16 protein-coding genes are annotated in these 19,897 nt (G+C 36.9%); 12 read left to right on the top strand and 4 right to left on the bottom strand.

Annotated elements, in window-relative coordinates:
* Positions 1 to 114 precede the first annotated feature (114 nt).
* Together RM573_RS12275 and RM573_RS12280 are read left to right on the top strand one after the other, a co-directional pair.
* Positions 115 to 3,138, top strand: a complete 3,024-nt coding sequence (locus RM573_RS12275; RefSeq protein WP_311582332.1) for a TonB-dependent receptor — start codon at positions 115 to 117, stop codon at positions 3,136 to 3,138.
* 138 nt (positions 3,139 to 3,276) lie between these two features.
* Complete coding sequence (locus tag RM573_RS12280) at positions 3,277 to 4,791, top strand: tryptophan halogenase family protein (RefSeq protein WP_311582335.1); 1,515 nt, start codon at positions 3,277 to 3,279, stop codon at positions 4,789 to 4,791.
* 43 nt (positions 4,792 to 4,834) lie between these two features.
* On the opposite strand, the gene RM573_RS12285 is transcribed toward RM573_RS12280, so the two are convergent.
* Entirely contained in the window at positions 4,835 to 4,990 is a 156-nt protein-coding gene (locus tag RM573_RS12285; RefSeq protein WP_311582338.1) for a hypothetical protein, read from the bottom strand.
* Positions 4,991 to 5,431: 441 nt separating this feature from the next.
* Between RM573_RS12285 and RM573_RS12290 the strand changes: the two genes are divergently transcribed.
* Genes RM573_RS12290 through RM573_RS12300 form a run of 3 tightly spaced genes read left to right on the top strand, consistent with a single transcriptional unit; the run spans position 5,432 to position 9,532 of the window.
* A complete protein-coding gene (locus RM573_RS12290; RefSeq protein WP_432280242.1) occupies positions 5,432 to 7,852 on the top strand; it encodes a glycoside hydrolase family 3 C-terminal domain-containing protein in 2,421 nt (806 codons plus the stop codon).
* Between the two features lie 13 nt (positions 7,853 to 7,865).
* Positions 7,866 to 8,576 carry a DNA alkylation repair protein gene (locus tag RM573_RS12295; protein WP_311582344.1) on the top strand — a complete coding sequence of 237 codons (711 nt, stop codon included), beginning with the start codon at positions 7,866 to 7,868 and terminating at the stop codon, positions 8,574 to 8,576.
* Positions 8,576 to 9,532 (top strand): carboxylesterase family protein, encoded by a 957-nt coding sequence (locus RM573_RS12300; protein WP_311582347.1) that lies wholly within the window; start codon positions 8,576 to 8,578, stop codon positions 9,530 to 9,532. The genes RM573_RS12295 and RM573_RS12300 overlap by 1 nt, the downstream gene beginning before the upstream one ends.
* 53 nt (positions 9,533 to 9,585) lie before the next feature.
* Here the strand turns inward: RM573_RS12300 and RM573_RS12305 are convergent, their stop codons facing one another.
* The gene (locus RM573_RS12305; RefSeq protein ID WP_311582350.1) at positions 9,586 to 10,626 is read right to left on the bottom strand and encodes a glycoside hydrolase family 5 protein; all 1,041 of its coding nucleotides are present in this window, start codon (positions 10,624 to 10,626) and stop codon (positions 9,586 to 9,588) included.
* A 234-nt stretch (positions 10,627 to 10,860) separates the two neighbouring features.
* Between RM573_RS12305 and RM573_RS12310 the strand changes: the two genes are divergently transcribed.
* Together RM573_RS12310 and RM573_RS12315 are read left to right on the top strand one after the other, a co-directional pair.
* Positions 10,861 to 11,667, top strand: a complete 807-nt coding sequence (locus RM573_RS12310; RefSeq protein ID WP_311582353.1) for a hypothetical protein — start codon at positions 10,861 to 10,863, stop codon at positions 11,665 to 11,667.
* 93 nt (positions 11,668 to 11,760) lie between these two features.
* Positions 11,761 to 12,120, top strand: coding sequence for a DUF1428 domain-containing protein (locus RM573_RS12315; protein WP_311582356.1), 360 nt, complete (start codon positions 11,761 to 11,763; stop codon positions 12,118 to 12,120).
* Here RM573_RS12315 and RM573_RS12320 read toward each other — a convergent pair.
* Positions 12,112 to 13,263, bottom strand: a complete 1,152-nt coding sequence (locus tag RM573_RS12320) for a helix-turn-helix domain-containing protein (protein ID WP_311582358.1) — start codon at positions 13,261 to 13,263, stop codon at positions 12,112 to 12,114. The genes RM573_RS12315 and RM573_RS12320 overlap by 9 nt on opposite strands.
* A 281-nt stretch (positions 13,264 to 13,544) precedes the next feature.
* Between RM573_RS12320 and RM573_RS12325 the strand changes: the two genes are divergently transcribed.
* A complete protein-coding gene (locus RM573_RS12325) occupies positions 13,545 to 14,252 on the top strand; it encodes a helix-turn-helix domain-containing protein (RefSeq protein ID WP_311582361.1) in 708 nt (235 codons plus the stop codon).
* Here the strand turns inward: RM573_RS12325 and RM573_RS12330 are convergent.
* Positions 14,249 to 14,623: a hypothetical protein gene (locus tag RM573_RS12330; protein ID WP_311582364.1), complete on the bottom strand. Its 375-nt coding sequence runs from the start codon at positions 14,621 to 14,623 to the stop codon at positions 14,249 to 14,251. The genes RM573_RS12325 and RM573_RS12330 overlap by 4 nt on opposite strands.
* A 217-nt stretch (positions 14,624 to 14,840) precedes the next feature.
* On the opposite strand from RM573_RS12330, the gene RM573_RS12335 reads away from it, so the two are divergent.
* From RM573_RS12335 to RM573_RS12350, 4 genes are all read left to right on the top strand, one after another.
* Positions 14,841 to 15,602 carry a SapC family protein gene (locus tag RM573_RS12335; RefSeq protein ID WP_311582367.1) on the top strand — a complete coding sequence of 254 codons (762 nt, stop codon included), beginning with the start codon at positions 14,841 to 14,843 and terminating at the stop codon, positions 15,600 to 15,602.
* 106 nt (positions 15,603 to 15,708) lie between these two features.
* Entirely contained in the window at positions 15,709 to 17,424 is a 1,716-nt protein-coding gene (locus RM573_RS12340) for a hypothetical protein (RefSeq protein ID WP_311582372.1), read from the top strand.
* Between the two features lie 57 nt (positions 17,425 to 17,481).
* Positions 17,482 to 18,090 carry a YjaG family protein gene (locus RM573_RS12345; protein WP_311582377.1) on the top strand — a complete coding sequence of 203 codons (609 nt, stop codon included), beginning with the start codon at positions 17,482 to 17,484 and terminating at the stop codon, positions 18,088 to 18,090.
* Between the two features lie 217 nt (positions 18,091 to 18,307).
* The gene (locus tag RM573_RS12350; protein ID WP_311582381.1) at positions 18,308 to 19,879 is read left to right on the top strand and encodes a serine hydrolase; all 1,572 of its coding nucleotides are present in this window, start codon (positions 18,308 to 18,310) and stop codon (positions 19,877 to 19,879) included.
* Positions 19,880 to 19,897: the final 18 nt, after the last annotated feature.

The raw sequence follows: 19,897 nt of genomic DNA on the forward strand, positions 1-19,897 counted from the left end.
AAATTTATTTTCTTTGAACGACTCTTGTCGTTCATCAGACTAACGTAGACCCTGAAAACAAAAAAATATAAGCAAGCGTTATAACGCTGCATTAACATTTGGGGAGTTCGCACCATGAGAAATAATTCTCAACGAAAAAATTCAAATCATCACAATAAAAGGGGCATATTTAAATATTCTTTAATTGCTTCTGCAATTGTTGGACTGTCATCTACAGCAGTACAAGCTGAAGAAAAGATCAAACAAGAAGATATCGAAGTTATCGAAGTAAAAGGCCAACGTGGCAATTTAATTTCGGCGCAAAATATGAAAATGGAAGCCGATACGGTAATAGACGCTATTTCCGCTGAAGATATGGGCTCATTACCAGATAGAAGTGTGCTTGAAGCTATTTCAAGAATGCCTGGTGTTGCCATTGAGCGCTTTGCCGCAGCAGACGATCCAGATCATTTTGGTGTTGAAGGTGGCGGCGTGGTTGTTCGTGGTTTAACACATGTTCGCAGTGAGTTTAATGCAAGAGATACTTTTTCAGCAGATTCAGGTCGAGGATTGAGCTTTGAAGATGTTTCCCCTGAGTTAATGGGATCGGTTGAAATTTATAAGAACCAAACCGCCGATATGATTGAAGGTGGAATTGCCGGGACTGTTAATTTAAATACACGTAAAGCATTTGATGCCGACGGGCGAGTATTTGCTTTTAGTGCCGATGCCACATACACAGATTTACGCGAACAAACTTCTCCGACTTTTTCGGCGTTATATAGCGATATTTGGCAACTAGATTCAGGTCGATTAGGCTTCTTAGTTAATTATTCTAATTCTGAAATGAAAGTAGAATCTAATGGTGTACAGGTTGGGCTTTATGAAATGCAAAGCTGGGACAACTCGAAGTTTATTCCTCGCTCAACGCGTTTAAGTAAAAAGTTAGATGATCGTACCCGTGAAGGTTTTGCGACCTCTTTACAGTGGGAAAATACGGATAGAACGATTTTACTAACCGGTGAGTATATTCGCTCTGAAGCAGGCCTCTCTTGGGGGGAAAGCGTCATGGAAATGGATGACAGTGATTCTCATTCTAATATGTTACCTGTTGCGGGCACTGAGTTTGAATTTGATGAAAATGGTTATTTTGAGAGTGGGGTTATTACTTCTGAAGCAGGGTGGCGAGGTGATGGCAATCCTCAGCGTTACGGAATGCAACACAATATGCAATCGCGTTCACGTATTGAAGAATCAATTGTTAATGACTACAGCTTTAACGTTAAATATACCCCGAATGATTCTTGGGCATTTAATTTTGATATCCAATATGTTGATTCAACAATGGAGATTGAAGATGTTTCTTTGATGGGAGCAACCCGTGCCGTGGTAGGAATGGATTTGACCGGTAGCAGTGTCGCAGACATTACCTTATATCATCCAGGTTACGATGGTGAAGGGAGTGATACTTCAGCAAACCCATTTACTGATCCAACTAAACACTTTTTTAGAAGTGCTATGGACCATGTATCGGATAATGAAGGTGATGAATTTGCTAGTCAATTAGATGCTGAATATACCTTTGATGAAGGTGTTATTAAGTCTGTTCAATTCGGTGTGCGATATTCCGATAGAGAGCAAACTACTCGTCAGTCAGATTATAACTGGGGCGTCTTGTCTGAAGCTTGGGCAGGAGGCAATATTTGGTATTCCGATACGGATGTTCCTCATGAAACTGTCAGTTTTGATAATTTTGCTCGGGGCGGCGTATTATCGATGGAAGGTGGAAATGCTTTCATTTTTCCTTCAATGGATTTAGTGCGTGATTATCGTAATTTAAATGCATCATTGGCTAATGCTAAAGCGGTTGATTGGGGGTGGAATCCGTTAGCAGATCGTGGCGATACTACCGGAGGTTTTATTCCTAATGAAATTAATGATACGCAAGAAAAAAGTACCGCAGCATACGTAAGATTTGACTTTGAAGGTGATATAGACGGACTAGATTACAGTGCCAATGTTGGTTTACGTTATGTTAAATTAGAAAATGATACTGCAGGTTTTATTATATACCCAGATAACGTGCCAGAAGATCCAGTCGATAACGGAGATGGCACAGTTACTATTGATGGTGACTTTTACCGAGTTGCCGATCAAAAAGCGTTTGGTAATGGTGGCTCTGAAAGCCAAATCGCTTCAAGTGAGTACACCAATATACTGCCAAGCGTTAATTTCAAATTAAACCTTACTGACGAACTATTATTACGATTTGGCTTTTCTGAGGCGATTGCGTTGCCTTCGTTAGGAAATTTGCGTAATTATGTTGATATCACTGGTGAAGATAATGTTATTACTTATGGTAGTGATATTAATCCTGAAACTGGCCAACCTGATATTGTGTCTATGGCATATGATCGTTATACCGCAAACTCAGGTAACCCATATTTAAAGCCAATGGAATCATATAATTATGATTTATCTTTAGAGTGGTACTTTGCTGAAGCAGGCTCGCTTACTTTTTCACTATTTTATAAAGATTTAAGTAACTACTTTATTAATGGCGTTACAATTCGTGATTATACCAATAATGGTGCTACTCAACAGGTGCAAGTATCTGGTGCAACGAATGGTGATAAAGGCACCATTAAAGGTTATGAAATTGCTTATCAACAATTCTTTGATACTTTACCAGGCGCATTGTCAGGCTTAGGTATTCAGTTAAATTACACACATATTAATGAGGATGGTTCACCGAATGCCGGATTAAATGATTCTAACCCGGATAGTAGTGAGGCAGCTGATTTTGCTTTTGATGATTTACCACTGGAAGGTTTATCTGAAAAAAATGCCAATGCAGCTTTATTGTATGAGAAAAATGGCTTTTCAGGGCGAATTGCTTATAACTGGCGTTCAGAGTACTTACTGACCACGCGTGATGTTATTACTACCCTGCCTATTTATAACCAAGCGAATGGGCAACTTGACGCATCGTTATTTTGGGATGTGACTGAAAACTGGAAACTTGGTATTCAAGGGACTAACTTAAATAACAATATTACCGAAACGATGATGCAAATAAATCAAGCGGGCGATAAAAAAACACGCTCATGGTTTACCAACGATAGACGCTATAGCTTCGTTGTACGTGGCACATTCTAAGGTGAGTTTATACGATTAATGTAACTTCCCTCATACATTATCGTATTAGTGAAAGTCGGTATTCAGAATTGAGTATCGGCTTTTTACTTTCTTTTATTGAGTGTTAGCATCGTTATATCAAACAGTTATGGAACGTTTATGTCGGCAAAAAATAATCATATAAAAAAAATAGTGATCGTCGGTGGCGGCACTGCCGGTTGGATGACCGCGGCAACACTGGCCAAAGTGTTAGGTCAAAATTACGGCGAGATACAATTAATAGAGTCTGACGCCATCGGTACTGTGTCTGTTGGCGAAGCAACAATTCCACAAATAACACTATTTAATCGTATTTTAGGTATAGATGAAAATGACTTTATAAAGAAAACCAAAGGCACTTTTAAGCTCGGTATTGAGTTTATTGATTGGACTAAAAAAGGTGGCGGATATATGCACCCTTTTGGCAATCATGGCAAAGGTATGGACGCGATACAATTTCATCATTATTGGCTTAAGATGAATCAACTAGGCGCAGTACCAGACCTTGAAGCGTATTCACTTGCGGCTGTTGCTGCTAGACAAGGTCGGTTTATGCGACCACAAAATATGGGGAACTCACCACTTTCCGAAATTAATTATGCTTTCCATTTTGATGCAACTTTATACGCAGATTATTTACGTGATTATTCAACGGCTCGCGGCGTAAAACGCACAGAAGGCAAAGTCGTCGATGTTTTATTGAGAAATAGTGACGGGTTTATCGACTCAATAAAGCTTGAGAGTGGCGAGAGAATTGAAGGTGATTTGTTTGTTGATTGCACAGGTTTTAAAGGCTTGTTAATTGAAGGAGCTTTAAAAACTGGCTTTATTGATTGGAGTGATGAACTGCCATGTGATAGCGCTGTTGCTATGCCTTGCATGGCGAAAGAACCTGAAAATTTAAAGCCGTTCACCCAGTCCACTGCACAGAAAGTAGGTTGGACATGGCGTATTCCTTTACAACATCGTATTGGCAATGGTTATGTGTATTCAAGCAAATACCTGAGTGATGACGAAGCGGTTAGTATATTGACCAAACAAATGGAAAATGAACCGTTATCAAAACCAAATTTTTTACGTTGGAAAACGGGGATGCGTAAACAAGGCTGGAATAAAAATTGTATTGCGATTGGTTTATCTGCGGGCTTCGTCGAACCCCTAGAGTCCACTGGGCTTCATTTGATCCAAAGTGCTATTGCTAAATTGATGGGGCTGTTTCCTCACCAAGGTTTTGATCAAATTGATATCGATACGTATAACCAACAATCGAAATCTGAACTCGAATACATTAAAGATTTTATTGTCTTACATTATAAAGTAACAGATCGAGACGATTCGGAATTTTGGCGGTTTTGCCGAGATATGAAAGTATCTGACCGTTTACAAGCGAAAATTGCGTTATATCAATCCAATGGCAGAATTTACCGAGAGAATGTCGAACTTTTTAATGAAACATCATGGCTTGCCGTTATGCATGGCCAAGGTTTACAACCTAAAGGCTATCATCCTTTAGTTGATGTTCTCGACGAAGATGAAATACAACGCCGATTAGATCATATCAAATCAGTGATAGATAAATCAGCAGAGACAATGCCGTTACACAAAGACTATATTACAAAAAACTGTCAAGAATAGCGTATGTCAGATGATTTTATTCAGAGTACAATTGCAGTAAATATTAAGTGATATCGAACACTTCGCGTTGTTCTGCTTTTTCAATACGAATATCAAAATCACGAGGTAAATTTGAATTGTCATAATCAAATTCAGTTGACTCATTTTGATTTAATTCAGTGCTACTTAATTCTGTTGGTTGTTGATTTACATCGGTCATATATATTCACTTATCTATTTAGTGGTGTTGTATTATTACAACAAATCATAGTGATTAACAAGTTTTTACGGGTTTAGTAGCGGTATATGTAGTTAAATTACTATTTAATCGGAGTGTATCAAGTTAAAAAACGTTTAATTTTAGGATCATTGATGAAGTTGAACGAAAAGCTATTTCAATAACAGGTAAATTCACATATGAGGTTTTGCTATATTTATTATTCTTCCATATAATAAATGTAAGCGCTTTCATAAGTGTATTAATTATTTAAACTAATCAGGTATAACAATGACAAAATATCTAAAACAGAGCTGCTTTGTAATTTCTATTATCGGGCTACTTGCTTGCTCAAAAGTTACTAATGAGCCAGTCAATAAAACTGGGTCAATAGACAAACCTCACGATACTCGACTAGCCACGGTCGAGACAAACGTTGAAGCAATGCTCGCTCAGTTGACCTTGGAAGAAAAAGTGTCATTAGTTCATGCCAGCGGCAAGTTTCATATCAATGCTATTGAGCGAGTGGGTATACCAGAAATGTGGCTTTCTGATGGGCCGCATGGTGTTCGTCACCAAATTAATCGACATGATTGGGCATCTGCAGGTTGGACAGATGATCATGCTACCTACTTACCTCATTTAACCTCGGTTGCCGCTAGTTGGGATAAAGAGATGGCAATTTTACATGGCAAGGTTTTAGGAGCTGAAGCTAGAGATCGTAAAAAAGATTTTATTTTAGGACCGGGTGTAAACTTAGCGCGGTTACCTTTATATGGCAGAAATTTTGAATATATGGGTGAAGACCCTATTCTTGCAGCAAAACTTGTTGTCCCACAAATTAAAGCCATCCAAGAAAATGACGTGGCTGCCACGATAAAACATTATGCTTTAAATACACAAGAGCTAAATCGTACCGGTGTTAATGCAAAACCGGATGAACGTACGTTGCGAGAGGTGTATTTACCGGCATTTGAGGCGGCGGTAAAAGAAGCCAATGTGTTAGGAATGATGGGGGCTTACAATGAATATTACGGTACAAATGCGAACCAAAGTAAGCACTTAGTGATGGATATTTTAAAAGGTGAATGGGGCTTTAAGGGAGTACTTTTAACTGACTGGAATGTTGATATTAATACCCATGATGCCGCTATGCACGGCTTAGATTTAGAAATGGGTACAGATGTTCCTACGTATGATGAATATTTTCTTGCTCAACCCCTATTGAAAGAAATTAAAGCAGGTAACATTCCTGAGTCGGTGTTAGACGATAAAGTGCGTCGTATTTTACGGGTACAATATAGCATTGGTATGTATGATGATAATCGCTTGCCTGGACAACGTAATACCAAATCACATCAGTTTGCAGCACGTAAAATTGCGGCCGAAGGTGTGGTTTTACTTAAAAATGAAGTCGTTGGTGAAAAAAATGTCTTACCACTTGATGAAAAAACCATTAAAAACATTTTAGTGTTAGGCCCAAATGCGGATAAAAAACATGGCACTGGTGGTGGGTCTTCCGAAGTAAAATCACTCTATGAAATTACACCTTTAGCAGGATTAAAAGAACAATTAGGCGAAGACGTTAATATTACCGTGATGCGTGCTCGCAGTAGTGTATTAGCACCAATTGCAAGTGATTATGTTGCTTCTCGCCATTGGACAGGTACACCGGCATGGAATATTTCATATTTCAAAGATAAAGCCCGAAAAGAGCTAGCTTCAGAATCTTGGATTGTTGATTCTAAGTTTACATCATTAAATGATAATGGTGTTGATCACATCACCATGAAGGCGCAAATTAAACCGCTACAAGCTGGAGTGCATACGTTAAATGTATCAGCTGTTGGTGATTTTACTTTGAGCGTTGATGGTGATGTAGTGGTAAATCATACCAGTGTTGACAGTGCTATATTAAGTCATGATATTGAACTTGATGCGGATAAAGAATATGCCTTTGAAATAAAATACGACGGCAATACTTCGTTCACGCTTGGTTGGGATGCCCCTGGGAACTTATTTACTGATGAAGCTGAATATTTGGCAGCGGCAAAAGCTGCCGATGCGGTCATTTACTTTGGTGGTCTAAGTCATGGTGATGACCGGGAATCAATTGACAGACCCGACATGAAATTACCGAACAGCCAAGATGAGATTATTAGTAAGCTATTAGCGGCTAACGAAAAAACAGTGGTATTTTTAGTTGCTGGCTCTGCTGTTGAAATGCCTTGGGCTGAGCAAGCCAATGCGATTGTTTGGGGTTGGTATGGAGGGATGGAAGCTGGCCATGCATTTGCTGATGTTCTTTTTGGTGAAGTCAACCCAAGTGGTAAAATGCCAATAACCTTACCGGAAAAATTAGAGCATACCGCCCCTATTGCCTTGAATGATTATAACGCGGAAGAATCGCTATATACAGAAGGTGTTTTTATTGGCTATCGATGGTTTGAACAACAAAATATTAAACCAACTTTTGCCTTTGGGCATGGTCTTTCTTATACAAATTTCGCCTTAAGTGACATTCAAGTTTCAAGTAAAACCATCAGCAATGAGCAAAGCGTTCAGGTAACGGCACAAGTGACGAATACGGGTAAACTTGCTGGCGCTGAAGTGGTGCAATTATATTTACATGATAGAGCGGCAAGTGTTGAACGCCCAATCAAAGAGTTGAAAGGTTTTGATAAAGTGTTTTTGCAGCCGGGGGAAACAAAGCAGGTTTCAATGACCCTAACAAAGAGAGATTTATCGTTTTGGGATACTAATAGCAATGATTGGCTAGCAGAGCCAGGAGAATTTGAAGTGCAACTTGGTACTTCGTCAGATAAGATAATATTAAAAGAAACATTTACTTATCAAAATCAATGATGAAGACTCTGCCATGCTTGTTGAGCAAATAACAGCACAACTGATAAATGCTGGAAATCCAGACATTGCTCAACATTCTCAGCGTTTTTTTAAAACAGCCAAAGGTGAATACGGAGAAGGTGATAAATTCATTGGAATTCGTATTCCTGTGCTTCGTCAGACACTTAAGTTGTATCAAAACGCAACTTTAAAGGAGGCGTTAGTTTTACTCAAACATGAATATCATGAAATAAGATTGTTTGCGGTATTGCTGTTAGTTCAGCTTTTTGAACAATCAAAAAAAGATGAAGCCAAGCAAAGTGAAATAGTAAAAGCTTACTTAGCGAATACCCACTACATTAACAGTTGGGATATTGTTGATAGTTCGGCACATAAAATCCTTGGAAAATTTTATTTTAATCGCAATAAATCAATCCTACATCAATTAGCACTTTCTAGTCATTTATGGGAAAGGCGCATGGCAATGATGTCAACCTACACTTTTATTAAAAATCATCAATTTGATGATGCGTTAATATTGGCAGAAATCTTACTCCATGATAAACACGATTTAATCCATAAAATTGTTGGATGGATGTTAAGGGAAGTCGGAAATAAAAATAAACAAGTTGCAGAGCGTTTTTTGCAAAAACATTACCAAAACATGCCACGTACTATGCTACGGTATGCAATTGAAAAGTTTACCAAAGTAGAAAGAACAGCCTATTTAAAAGGGCAAATGTAATGGATTCATTTTGGAGATTAAGTTTGTATAGTAAAAATTATACCAAGGTTCTTATATTACTTTGCACGTTAAGTTTATTGTCAGCTTGTGCCTTAAAACGAGAGAGCCCTTCTCAAGAGCAGCTCATTCGGAAAAGTTATATCAGTCAGCTAAATAACCAAGAAAGAGATTATTTTCTTTATCTACCGAAAGGTTATTTTTCAGAGCCAGATAAAAAATGGCCTGTAATGATGTTTTTGCATGGTAACGGTGAGCGGGGTAATGGTAAAGATGAATTAGATTTTGTTTTAAAGCATGGGCCTGTTTATCAAGCATGGATCCAGAAACAAGATTTACCTTTTATTATCATTTCTCCACAGTTACACATGTTCGATTTTGACCAACGCGGTATTGGTTATATTGATAATAGGAAGTACTCTGATATACCTCAAAGACAAACACAAGGAACACCTCCTAGCGTTGAATCTCGCCCTCAGAATCCGATTATAAGAACACCATCACTGCAAGATATGAGTGAAATATCACCGTTGTTGCCATTGGGTTGGGATAAAGTTGAATTAGATTTAATCAATATTTTGAGTGAAGTAAGTACCAACTATAATGTTAATAAAAATAAAACATACTTAACGGGATTAAGTTATGGAGGGTTTGGCACTTGGTTTATGGCGAGCCAGTACCCGAATAAATTTGCTGCTATTGCTCCTGTGGTTGGTTGGGGGCATCCCGATTTAATGCAAGCCATTGCCGCTGAACAACTACCTATTTGGCAATTTGCCGGTGGTCATGATAACGCAGTAGAAATTCAATACTTTTATGCAGGTATCGAAAAGCTAAGAGAATTAGGACATAACGAGGTGCGTTTCACTGTCCATGAAGATATGGGTCATGATGCTTGGAAGCGTGTGTATGCCAGTAGTGACTTTTATGAATGGTTGTTAAGTCACTCATTAAAATAATGAGTGACTAATGAAATAACAGGGTCATTTACAAAGTAGCTAAGCCTGATTCCTCAAAGACCTCGATCCTCATTTTTAGGCATACTCCAATGTTTGATGATGTTTTTAAGGTAAAGACCATTAGGAGTTAATTCATCATCCTTCCAGGGTCCAACATTGGTTGTGGTTGGTTTTAACATGGCCGACCCTTCATCTTTATTGGTAATAGACCAGCTACAATGAGATAAGGCATGCTCTTTCATAAAACTTAGCCATTGTTGGGTACTTTCTTTAGCGATTTCACCATCACCGTTCGCATTCACTGTGCCCCATTCAGAAACAAAGAGTGCTAGACCCGCATCAAGTGCCTTTTTTGCTTTGATTCGCAAATCATCTTTATGTGTTCCGGCATAAAAATGTAAGGTGTAGGCAATATTGTCGAAACCAAGTATGGGATCTTGTGCGGCTTTATCGACATCTTGCGACCAGGTTTGTGTACCGACGAGAATTAAATTGTTGTTATCAATTGCTCTAATGGCTTTAATCACCTGTTCGGCATATGGTTTTATGACTGATGACCAATCGGTATTATTTAAAGGTTCGTTATAAATTTCATAGATAACATTGGGATATTGATGATATTTTGTCGCTATTTTTTCAAAAAAATCGATAGCTTGTTCAATATTATCTTCGGCATGATGAGAGTGCCAATCAACAATCACATATATATTTTCGGCAATGGCAGCATCAACAACGGTTGATACTTTTTGACGAAGGCGATCCGGATGAGTTAAATAACTGCCATCACCTTGTGCCGACATTGCCGCTCGAATAATGGTGGCGTTCCAGTCATTGGCTACTGTTTTAACCGTTTGCGGATGATAAAACGGCTCACCTTCTTTATCTTTAGTCGACCAAAATAAACTGGGTCCAGCTAAAGAAACTACCTGGTTGTTTTGATCAACAATTTTTCCTTGTTGCACGGCTAATTGACCATGAATTTTTACCGGAGATTGACTGGCGTTAACGCTAAACGTAACTAAAGTATTGGCAAATACAAGCCAAAATAATGTTCGAATAACCACGTTTGATATAGACTTACATGTGATAATCATAATTTCGCTTTATGTTATTTTTTTGTGTTGCCATGATAACCAGTGAACGACGTAAATTCGTCTGAAAAAGTTCGAATAATAGAGTTTGAACTAATATCAGCTATCGTATTTTATCTAATAAAAACATAGGATTATAAATTATAGTCGTTCAGGTCTACTCTTGATTGTAAAGTTGAACGATTTTAGCGGTTAAGCAAGGTATGTTTATCGTGAATGAAATAATTAAGGTAAATTATGGTTAGAGTCATCACGTTTTTTGCGCTTATTGGCATGTTTTTCACAGGAGTTAATGCCAGTGAAGTTGTAAAAATTCAATCGCAACAAATTCAACATTGGAATCACCCTGCCACTTCACCCGAACAATTTAAAGGCTTGAAAAGTCAGGCAACCGCCTATGCTCCTTTTATAGAAAACACAGCAACAACTGAAAAAATTCACATAACGTTAATTAAGAAATTGGCGAATTGGCATCAACAACATAGCAATGGCTTGAAAATCGTTTTTTCACAACCTGAGTTAACCTTTGGTCAAATCAAAGCGTTTTCATTTAGGCTTTCCCTCGATAAACAAGCATCGTTTATTCCAAGCTTAGCGCAGGTTAAAAAGGGTTATAGCAAATACATTGATGCTGGTTTAATTGATGAACAGTGGCTTAAAGCGCTGCTCTCTGAACATGGCGTGATTAATATTAAATTTTTTGGTGCGCATCACGAGGATCAAAACATTGCAACTGTCTTGGCTAATTATCAACTGGTGATCAAGTCATCTATGGTGAGTTCAGCTAAGCTTAAACAAGAGAAAACCATAGATATTTTGTTATCAGACTTTGATTTTTATCGGCAAAAAAACTGGCAAGAACAACCGATTTCAAGAGATGAAATAAAATCAGTCAAAGTGATGGGTTTGTTGATCACTGCTGAAACAAGCAATGAAAAAACACTCAGAAGCTATCTACTTGATAACTATATTGAAGAATTGCCTGAATATTATACGGAGTTAGCCATCAGTTTTGCAGACGTAACACTCGAATTAGCCGACTAAACTTGTGATAAAAGTATTTAACAACAATACTGAAAGCAACTTTAGCTATCCCGCTAAACATAAATGCGAATGTAACAATTGAGGAGATTGAAAATGGCTTATATGGATGGTTTTGTCGCAGCAGTACCGACTAAAAATAAAGATCAGTATTTAACCCACGCAAAATTAACCGCTAAGGTATTTAAAGATCACGGAGCGCTAAAAATAACCGAAGGTTGGGGAGATGATGTTCCTGAAGGTGAAGTCACGTCTTTCCCTATGTCGGTTAAGTGCCAAGCTGACGAGACGGTGGTGTTTTCATCGGTTATTTGGCCTTCAAAAGAAGTTCGTGATGCTGGTTGGCAAGCAATGATGGAAGACCCTCGGATGAATCCAGAAGAAAATCCGATGCCATTTGATGGTAAGCGATTAATTTATGGCGGTTTTAACATTATTTTTGATGAATCACTTTAGCTGCTCTTTTCGATATTGTGTCGGTGTTAATCCGACACTTTTTTTGAAAAAAGTATTAAACGTTGCCTTAGAATTAAAACCCGCCTGATCCATAATGTCGAGCATAGTGACTTTTCTATTTTCTTCTTGCTGTAATAAATACTTACTCTCTTCAATACGATATCGATTGATAAATTCAAAAAAGTTTTGTTTGAAATGACGGTTAATAATTTGCGATAAGTTTCTGGCAGGCATTTGTAACTGCATTGATAAGTTTTCCAAATTTAACAAATGATTTAAATAAGGCTTTTTTTCACGCATAAACGTTTCTATTTTTGCCACTTGAGCTAAATCAATCGGATCTTTTTCTATTACTTTTTCTTTGTTTTCAATACCTTTGAATACACTTGAGAAGCCTAAGCTATAAAACATTAAAAAGCTGATCAAAAACATCACCATAAAATTAGATATTTGGCCGATTAAGGCATAATTAATATTGATGTGTAAATCAATCGAGGTCATAAAGCCTAATGTCGTGATTATCGCTTGTACCCTAATGACTAAAAAGCCAATCACTAATATTTTGAGCCAGGTTAAATCTATTGCTTCAATATCAGCAAACTCGTTTTTAATGTGTTTTTGATAACGATGAAGTTCTACTATACAAAGCACACCACAAAATGTTCTAAAGCATTCTCTAAATAAATTGATATAACGCGTATAAGCAGGCTCGTTGGCTAATTGATAACCCTCTAAAATCAAAAACTTTGTTTGTGAGTCAAGCAAATGCCAATCGTGAATATCATGGGCTGCAAAAATAAGAAAAGGTAAGAAATATAATATGTCTTTGGGTTGTAAGGAGAAGTTTTTATAGATTAAAGACCGGACAAAAAATAGTAGTAACACCGCTTCTATCCAATAGGCCATTCCGAAGATATAAAAAATATTGGGCGAAAAATCCATGGCGAATTGTCTAAACGCAGCACCAAAATTAATTAATGTATCAAGAGGGATGGCAGCATAAGAGAGTAAAAATAATGCCAATAAAATATTACTTTGTCTTTTACCTTTCTTGAGTAAGATTAAAAATAGAGCAAAAAGAGTGCACTGATAAATGGTGATAAGTAGTGCCAAATCAAAGGTATTAAAGAGAAGACGATCCATAACGTGCTCAAAGCAAATAGTGATTCTCTATAGATAGTAGCTTGAATCAAACTTGATGTCAGCAGATAACAAAAACATTTTGAAAGCGGTTACATTTTTATCGGCTATTGTTAGGCTTTTAATTTATCTATGTTTTTAGTGTAGTTTGGCAGCATGAAGAACTCACACGCTGAATGTTATAAAATATTCATGAGTATCTCAGCATATTCATCTTTATATTCCTGATATGATGAATAAGAATTCGCTTGAAATTCAATTGATTCAAGCAAAAGGAACAAACAATGAAACTTGGTGAAAAAATAAAACAACTCCGTCAGGATGCTGGTTTAACGCAACCAGAATTAGCAGAAAAAGCGCACATTGAACAATCTTATTTATCCAAATTAGAAAATGAGAAAGGCTCTCCTTCGTTTGACGTGATATCAAAAATAGCGGGCGCGTTTGAGATTGATGTATTCACTTTAATTGATAGTTTGAGCATGTCGTATTTACAAGAAAATTTGCAACATTTACCCGAAATTGCCGTGAAAATTGAGTCTCAAAGAGCTGCTAAAAAATTAAAGATGCGTCGTAGCTATATTTTGGCAGCCATGCTGATTGTTTTGGGTGTTGCTTTTGTCATTATAGGAAACTCATCGACCATTTTTCCTCACTCAATATATCAATACAAATCAATGGGGTTAATTAACGAAGGCGAAATTAATCAACATTATCAAATGTCACCACTAAGAGAGCTCGCAGAAGACTGGGAGATAAGCAAAAAGCGTATTGCTGATAACATTGCTCGTTTAGATGAAAGTTTATTATTAACTCGAAGTTATCGAGGAGAAGGGTTTGTTGAAGAATATGGTCAACAGCGCCGTTATTATGAACTCATAGATGTTCGTGAAATGGAGTCTCCGATGAAAGATTTTGCCGTTGTTTTTGGTTTTATTTTCTTATTAACGGGTGGCTTTATAATGATCTATCTCTTTAAATGGTTAAATTAACCAAAGACTTGACCGCCATTAGGGTAATTTTTATATTGAGGGTGAAATTCAATATTGTCGCACCAACTACTGAAATTAGCATAGCTGTAGCGCGTATCATTGGCCGTAAACCACCGTGAAGTTGCGGCCGGCGGTAATCGAAATTTTGCCTTAAAACCATCAATCGCAACCCAACAGGCCAGTTCTTTGGTGGTTTCATTTTTAATTTGTGTGCGTGCGAACCCTTCAGCGTTATGACCATTTATCACTTTAATTCTTGCTTGGCTAAACGCCGAGATTGCATAAAAAAAGCACAAAAAACTCAATAAAGTCATAATCACTGATGATAAACCTATCTTATTTTTTTGAACTGAGTTAAATGTAAAAATCATTTTAATTCACCACGTTATCAGGTTTATTCGCTGGTTTGTTTTCATGAATCAGTAAATTTTGATCAATATTTATTATATTTTTAATTATTCACTATTGAAAGCATTAACCATCGTCTCCATAACTTATTTCACATTATAAGATCTGTTAAAAATAATTAGTTCAATAGTCCTAAATATAGACAGAAAAAATTTCAAAAAAGTTAGAGTGAATTAAAATATGAATATAGTAGCCATTAAAAAAGAGCAACATCAAAATTTAAAAGTTGCCAACCAACGTGATTTATCACATGTTGCCAATCAACATATTGCGCCAATTAACGTGCGTGAATTCCCTCAAGCTTCCACTAGTTATCCTATTGTTTTAATCAAAGATCCTGATTCTGAGCGTTACCGTACCGTAGTCATGTTAGGGTTAGAAGCCGGTGAAAACTTATATCACGAAGAGAAAAAATGGCAGGCCATTTATATTCCACACTCTATTTCAATGGTGCCATTTTCATTAGGATTAGATCCTGAAAAAGAAAAAACCTTAACAGCTTGTATCGATTTAGATAGCCCTTTTGTCGGTGAAGATAAAGATCAGGCGTTATTCGATGCAGATGGTAATGACACAGAATACTTCAAAGGAATTCAGGAGCAATTAGGTCGTTTGTATGACAATGAAGTTGCGAATGAAAATTTTGTTAAAATCTTATTAGAAAATGATTTATTACAAGAATTAGAACTTAATATTGCTTTCAATAATGAAGAGAAGAAAAAACTGGTTGGTATTTTCGGTATCAACGAAGAAAAACTTCACGGTTTAAGTGATGAAAAAGCATTAGAGTTCTATAAGTCAGGTTTATTTATGCCAATTCACGCCATGTTAGCGTCTGCAGGCCAAGTAAATCGTTTAGCTCAACTTCGCAATGCTAGTGAAAATCCGGTGAAAGTTAGCGGTATTCAATACAGTGTAGTTAAAGCTGAAGAAGCAAAATAAGCCTTCATTGAAAATGTTTGCTAAAAAGGGAGCTTAAACGCTCCCTTTTTTATTGTGTTAAGCTATGCTAGTTTTAGTGAAAGCAATTAACTTTTCTGAGGCTTGAATGGTTGAAAAGAACAAAATCCCTAAAGAATTAGATGATAAAATTCAATCTCTTGCTGGTGAAATTTATGTTCAAATAGAAGAAAAAGTTACTAACTTTTTTCTCGGTCAGCAACAAATTAATGAAATTACCGACGAAGTCATCGCAAAACACCCTCAATATCAAGCTATTGTAGAACAGCTTAACTCAGAAAAAAGCAAAAATTCAGCCTTAGAAACCACTCTGAATAACAACACAAAAGAATTTCAAGAAAAGTCAAAAGTATTAGAAAACACTGTTCAAGAGCAACAGCAAATTATTACAAATAATGCTGAGTTTAATGAAGTCAAATTAACGGATACAGAATCGGCGTTACAAGAAAAAATGGCTGAAAACGCCAATCTTTTGGAAAAAGTTAAACAATTAACCGCAACAAATAAACAGCAACAAAAGCAAATTATTCAATCAGAAGATGTTACACAAGCACAACTGACAGAATTGACCTCGTTGCGTGAATCAGAAAAAACATCGCAAAAAAATGCACAAGCGAAATCGGCGACATTAGATGTTCAGAATCAACAAATTTCTGACTTGCAAAATCAACTGAATATCACTTTAGCTGAACTAGCACACATTAAAGCGGAACAAACGCAAAACAGTTCAAGTAATAAGCTTGCCTTAACGGAATATCAACAACGAGAATTAGTCTTTAAGCAACAAGTTGACCAAGCGACAGCGGATCAGCAACAGAGCCAAGCGTTAATTGATAAACTTCATACACAACTGTCAGAGCTCGAAGAACACAATCAGTCCTTACAGCAAAATGTTGACCAACAAACAGCACAGCTTCAGGAGTTAGAAAATACTCTTGCGAGCAAGCAACAAATGTTTGATCAGAAACTTCAAGATCTCAGTGAAGCTAAAAGTAAAAGCGATAAACAAACCGCTGAAAAAAATGCTCAAATTAATGCATTACAAAAAGATAATGAGAAACTTTCTGACCAGCTTGAAACCGCAATTGCCTCACTTAAAACTAGTGAAAGTAATCTTATAGAACAAGAACAGAGTTACCTTTCCTTGCAATCAGAGCAGCATAAATTACAGGAAGCTTGCGATAAACTTAATGAACAACTTGCAACAGCGACGACAGCTCTCAGTACCAGTGAAAGTCATTTTAATGAACAACAACAAAGTTTTTCAGCATTACAAGTGGAACATGACGAATTGCAGCAAAATCACCATCAATTGCAAAAAACTGTCGAGCAACAAAAACAACAATTAGCAGAACAAGAAAGTGCCAATAATCAACGACAGCAAAAAGCTGAAGAGCAGCTTGCTGAAATGGCTCAGCGAATTATGGTTAATGACGAACAACTCAGCAAAAATACTCAAGCATTGGCACAACTTCAGGAAAATTGTGACACTTTAACCGCTTCGAATGAGCAAGCGAAGCAAGAGATTGAACATTATCGAGTGATGACTGAAAACTTAACGAAAGATCTCGAGCAAGCAACAATAAATATCGAACAAAATCAGCAGCGTCATCTCGCGCAAATAGAAAAAAGAGATAAACAAGAAGTTGAGTACAATAAAGCACGCGATACTATCAAATATCTACGAGACGAGAATACCGAGCTATCTCAGAAGCTTGAACAACAAGTTGCAGAGCTAGAAACGAAATTAACTGAATACCGGTTACGATTTGAATATGCACAAAAAGAATTGGCAAAAAAATAACTTTATTTTTCACGACTGGTTATAATCGAGGCAGTTTTTTCAGAATAGGAAATATTTGTGCCCATTCACCTTCCTTTTACAAAATTATCGCAATGGCAAAACATTGCTTTTGGTGCAACGTTAATTGAACGTATGTTGCCCAACTACGAAATGTTTGCGGAAAACTCTGGCTTTGGAAACTATCAGTTAATACGTAATCAGCTCGACCTTATCTGGCAACGATTAGATAAAAGTCAAAAAGTTAAAATCAACTACGATGCGCAATTATTAAAGCTTGAAGAACAGGTACCAGATCCACAAGCATTCGATTTTTTTGGGGTTTATCCTGCATTAGATGTAACTATGGCTGTCATGTCTTTATTGCAAGCAATGCAAACTAATGAAGATGAAGGCTTTGACAATATTTCACGTTTGTCGCAAAACAGTGTTCATTTTTATGTGGAGCTTTGTTTAACACAAGCACTGGATGAGCAGAACTCTGCTGAGACTGAAGAAATATCGCAACAAGATATTCAAGCTCACCCGTTGATGGAATGGGAAGTGGCGACTCAAAATGAGCTTTTTGATTTTGTGAAAAATTCCCCAGAAAATAAAGCGACTATCAAAGCATTAAAAAATATCGTGTCTGAACAAGGCTTATCAAACTTAGGTATTGAAATTCAATAAGTCCTTTTTAATGATAGGTAGTGAGTTAATGATTCAATACACTTTAAAATCAATCGTTGTAAAATTTAGCTGATCTCCTCATAACTTTTTTGAAAGGTTGAGTCATTGTTGACGAGGATATAAAGTTTCCTTATCTCATTTTAATATTGAAAGAATTACTGGTTTTTTAAATAAAATTTGGTTATTTTCTTTTAAAAAAAATAAAAGAGGAATAATTTTGAAATTCATCAAATTATTATCGATTGCTGTTGTATTTGTTATCTGGCCATTTACGAGTAATGCACAATCAAACGTGCAACATAATCATCGGATAAAGGACGTTATCTCTCAAGCAATGGCAGTGTTTCAGGTGCCTGGAGTTGCTGTCGCCATTATCAAAGACGATAAGGTTGTCATGAACCAAGGATTTGGAGTTATCGAGCATGGTAAACCTACAAAAGTAAACAGTGATACATTATTTGGAATCGCTTCTAATACTAAGGCCATGACTTCAGCGTTAATTGCACAATTAGTTGATCAAGGTAAATTATCTTGGAAAACTAAAGTCATTGATATTATTCCCGAATTTCAAATGCCCAACGCTTATGTTACGCGCGAATTTACCCTTGTAGATTTATTATCACACAATAGTGGTTTAGGGTTAGGTGCCGGTGATTTAATGATTTGGCCAGAAACAACCCATACCATAGACGATATTATTAAAGGGATTAAATATCTGCCTGAGGTGTCGAGTTTTCGCAGTGAATATGCCTACGATAACTTAATGTATATCATCGCGGGTGAAATTATCGCACGTGTTACGGGGCGATCTTGGGAAGAAAATATACAACAAAATATTTTCACTCCGCTTGGTATGACAACTACTAGGTCTAAATTTTCGCTAATAGAAAAAACCAACGCAAATGTTGCTCGTGCGCACGTACCTTTAAATGGAGAGATTAACGTAGTTGGTGGTAACTTTTTAGAAAAATTTCATTCAGCGGCGTCGGTTGCTTCTAGTGTAAATGATATGTCGCTATGGTTAAAAGCCCAGTTAAATCGTGGTGTGTATCAAATAAATGGTAAAGAAGCCCGATTATTTAGTCCGCAGCAAAGTCGAAAAATGTGGCAAGCGCATACTTTAAAAACGGTTTCTGAAAGTGCGATGAAAAATGACAAAACTCATTTTTCTGCTTATGGCTTAGGCTGGGATCTCAAAGATTATCATGGGGTTAAACTCGTGCAACATACCGGTGGTATTTTAGGGATGATTTCAAAAGTCGTCATGGTACCTGAAGAGAACCTAGCCTTGGTGATTCTAACTAATCAGCAATCGGGCTATGCTTTTAATGCGATTGCCAATACCATTTTACACCGCTATTTAAACATCAGTGATACAGATTGGGTAAAACACTACCAAGCTATTCAAGAAAAACGTACCGCGAAAGAAAAAGCTCGCTTGGCGCAGGAGTCGAAAAAAATAGCTAAAGACTCAAAGCCATCGTTACCACTCGCAGAATACGCGCAAACCTATCAAGATAATTGGTATGGCAATATAGATATTACTTTTGATGGTAAACAGCTTCATATGCAATTTAGTAAAACAGCTCAATTAACTGGTACTTTAACGCATTATCAGCATAATACTTTTATTGTTCATTGGCAGGATAGAACGTTAGAAGCCGATGCCTTCGTTAACTTTAATTTGCGTGAAGATGGGTCAATCAATTTTGCGACCATGAAAGCTGTATCTAAGTTCACTGATTTTAGCTTTGATTTTCATGATTTGAAACTAACGCCGTTACCATAAATTTAGTTGCAATGAGTT

Source organism: Thalassotalea castellviae (genome assembly GCF_031846185.1).
Taxonomy (GTDB): Bacteria; Pseudomonadota; Gammaproteobacteria; order Enterobacterales; family Alteromonadaceae; genus Thalassotalea_H; species Thalassotalea_H castellviae.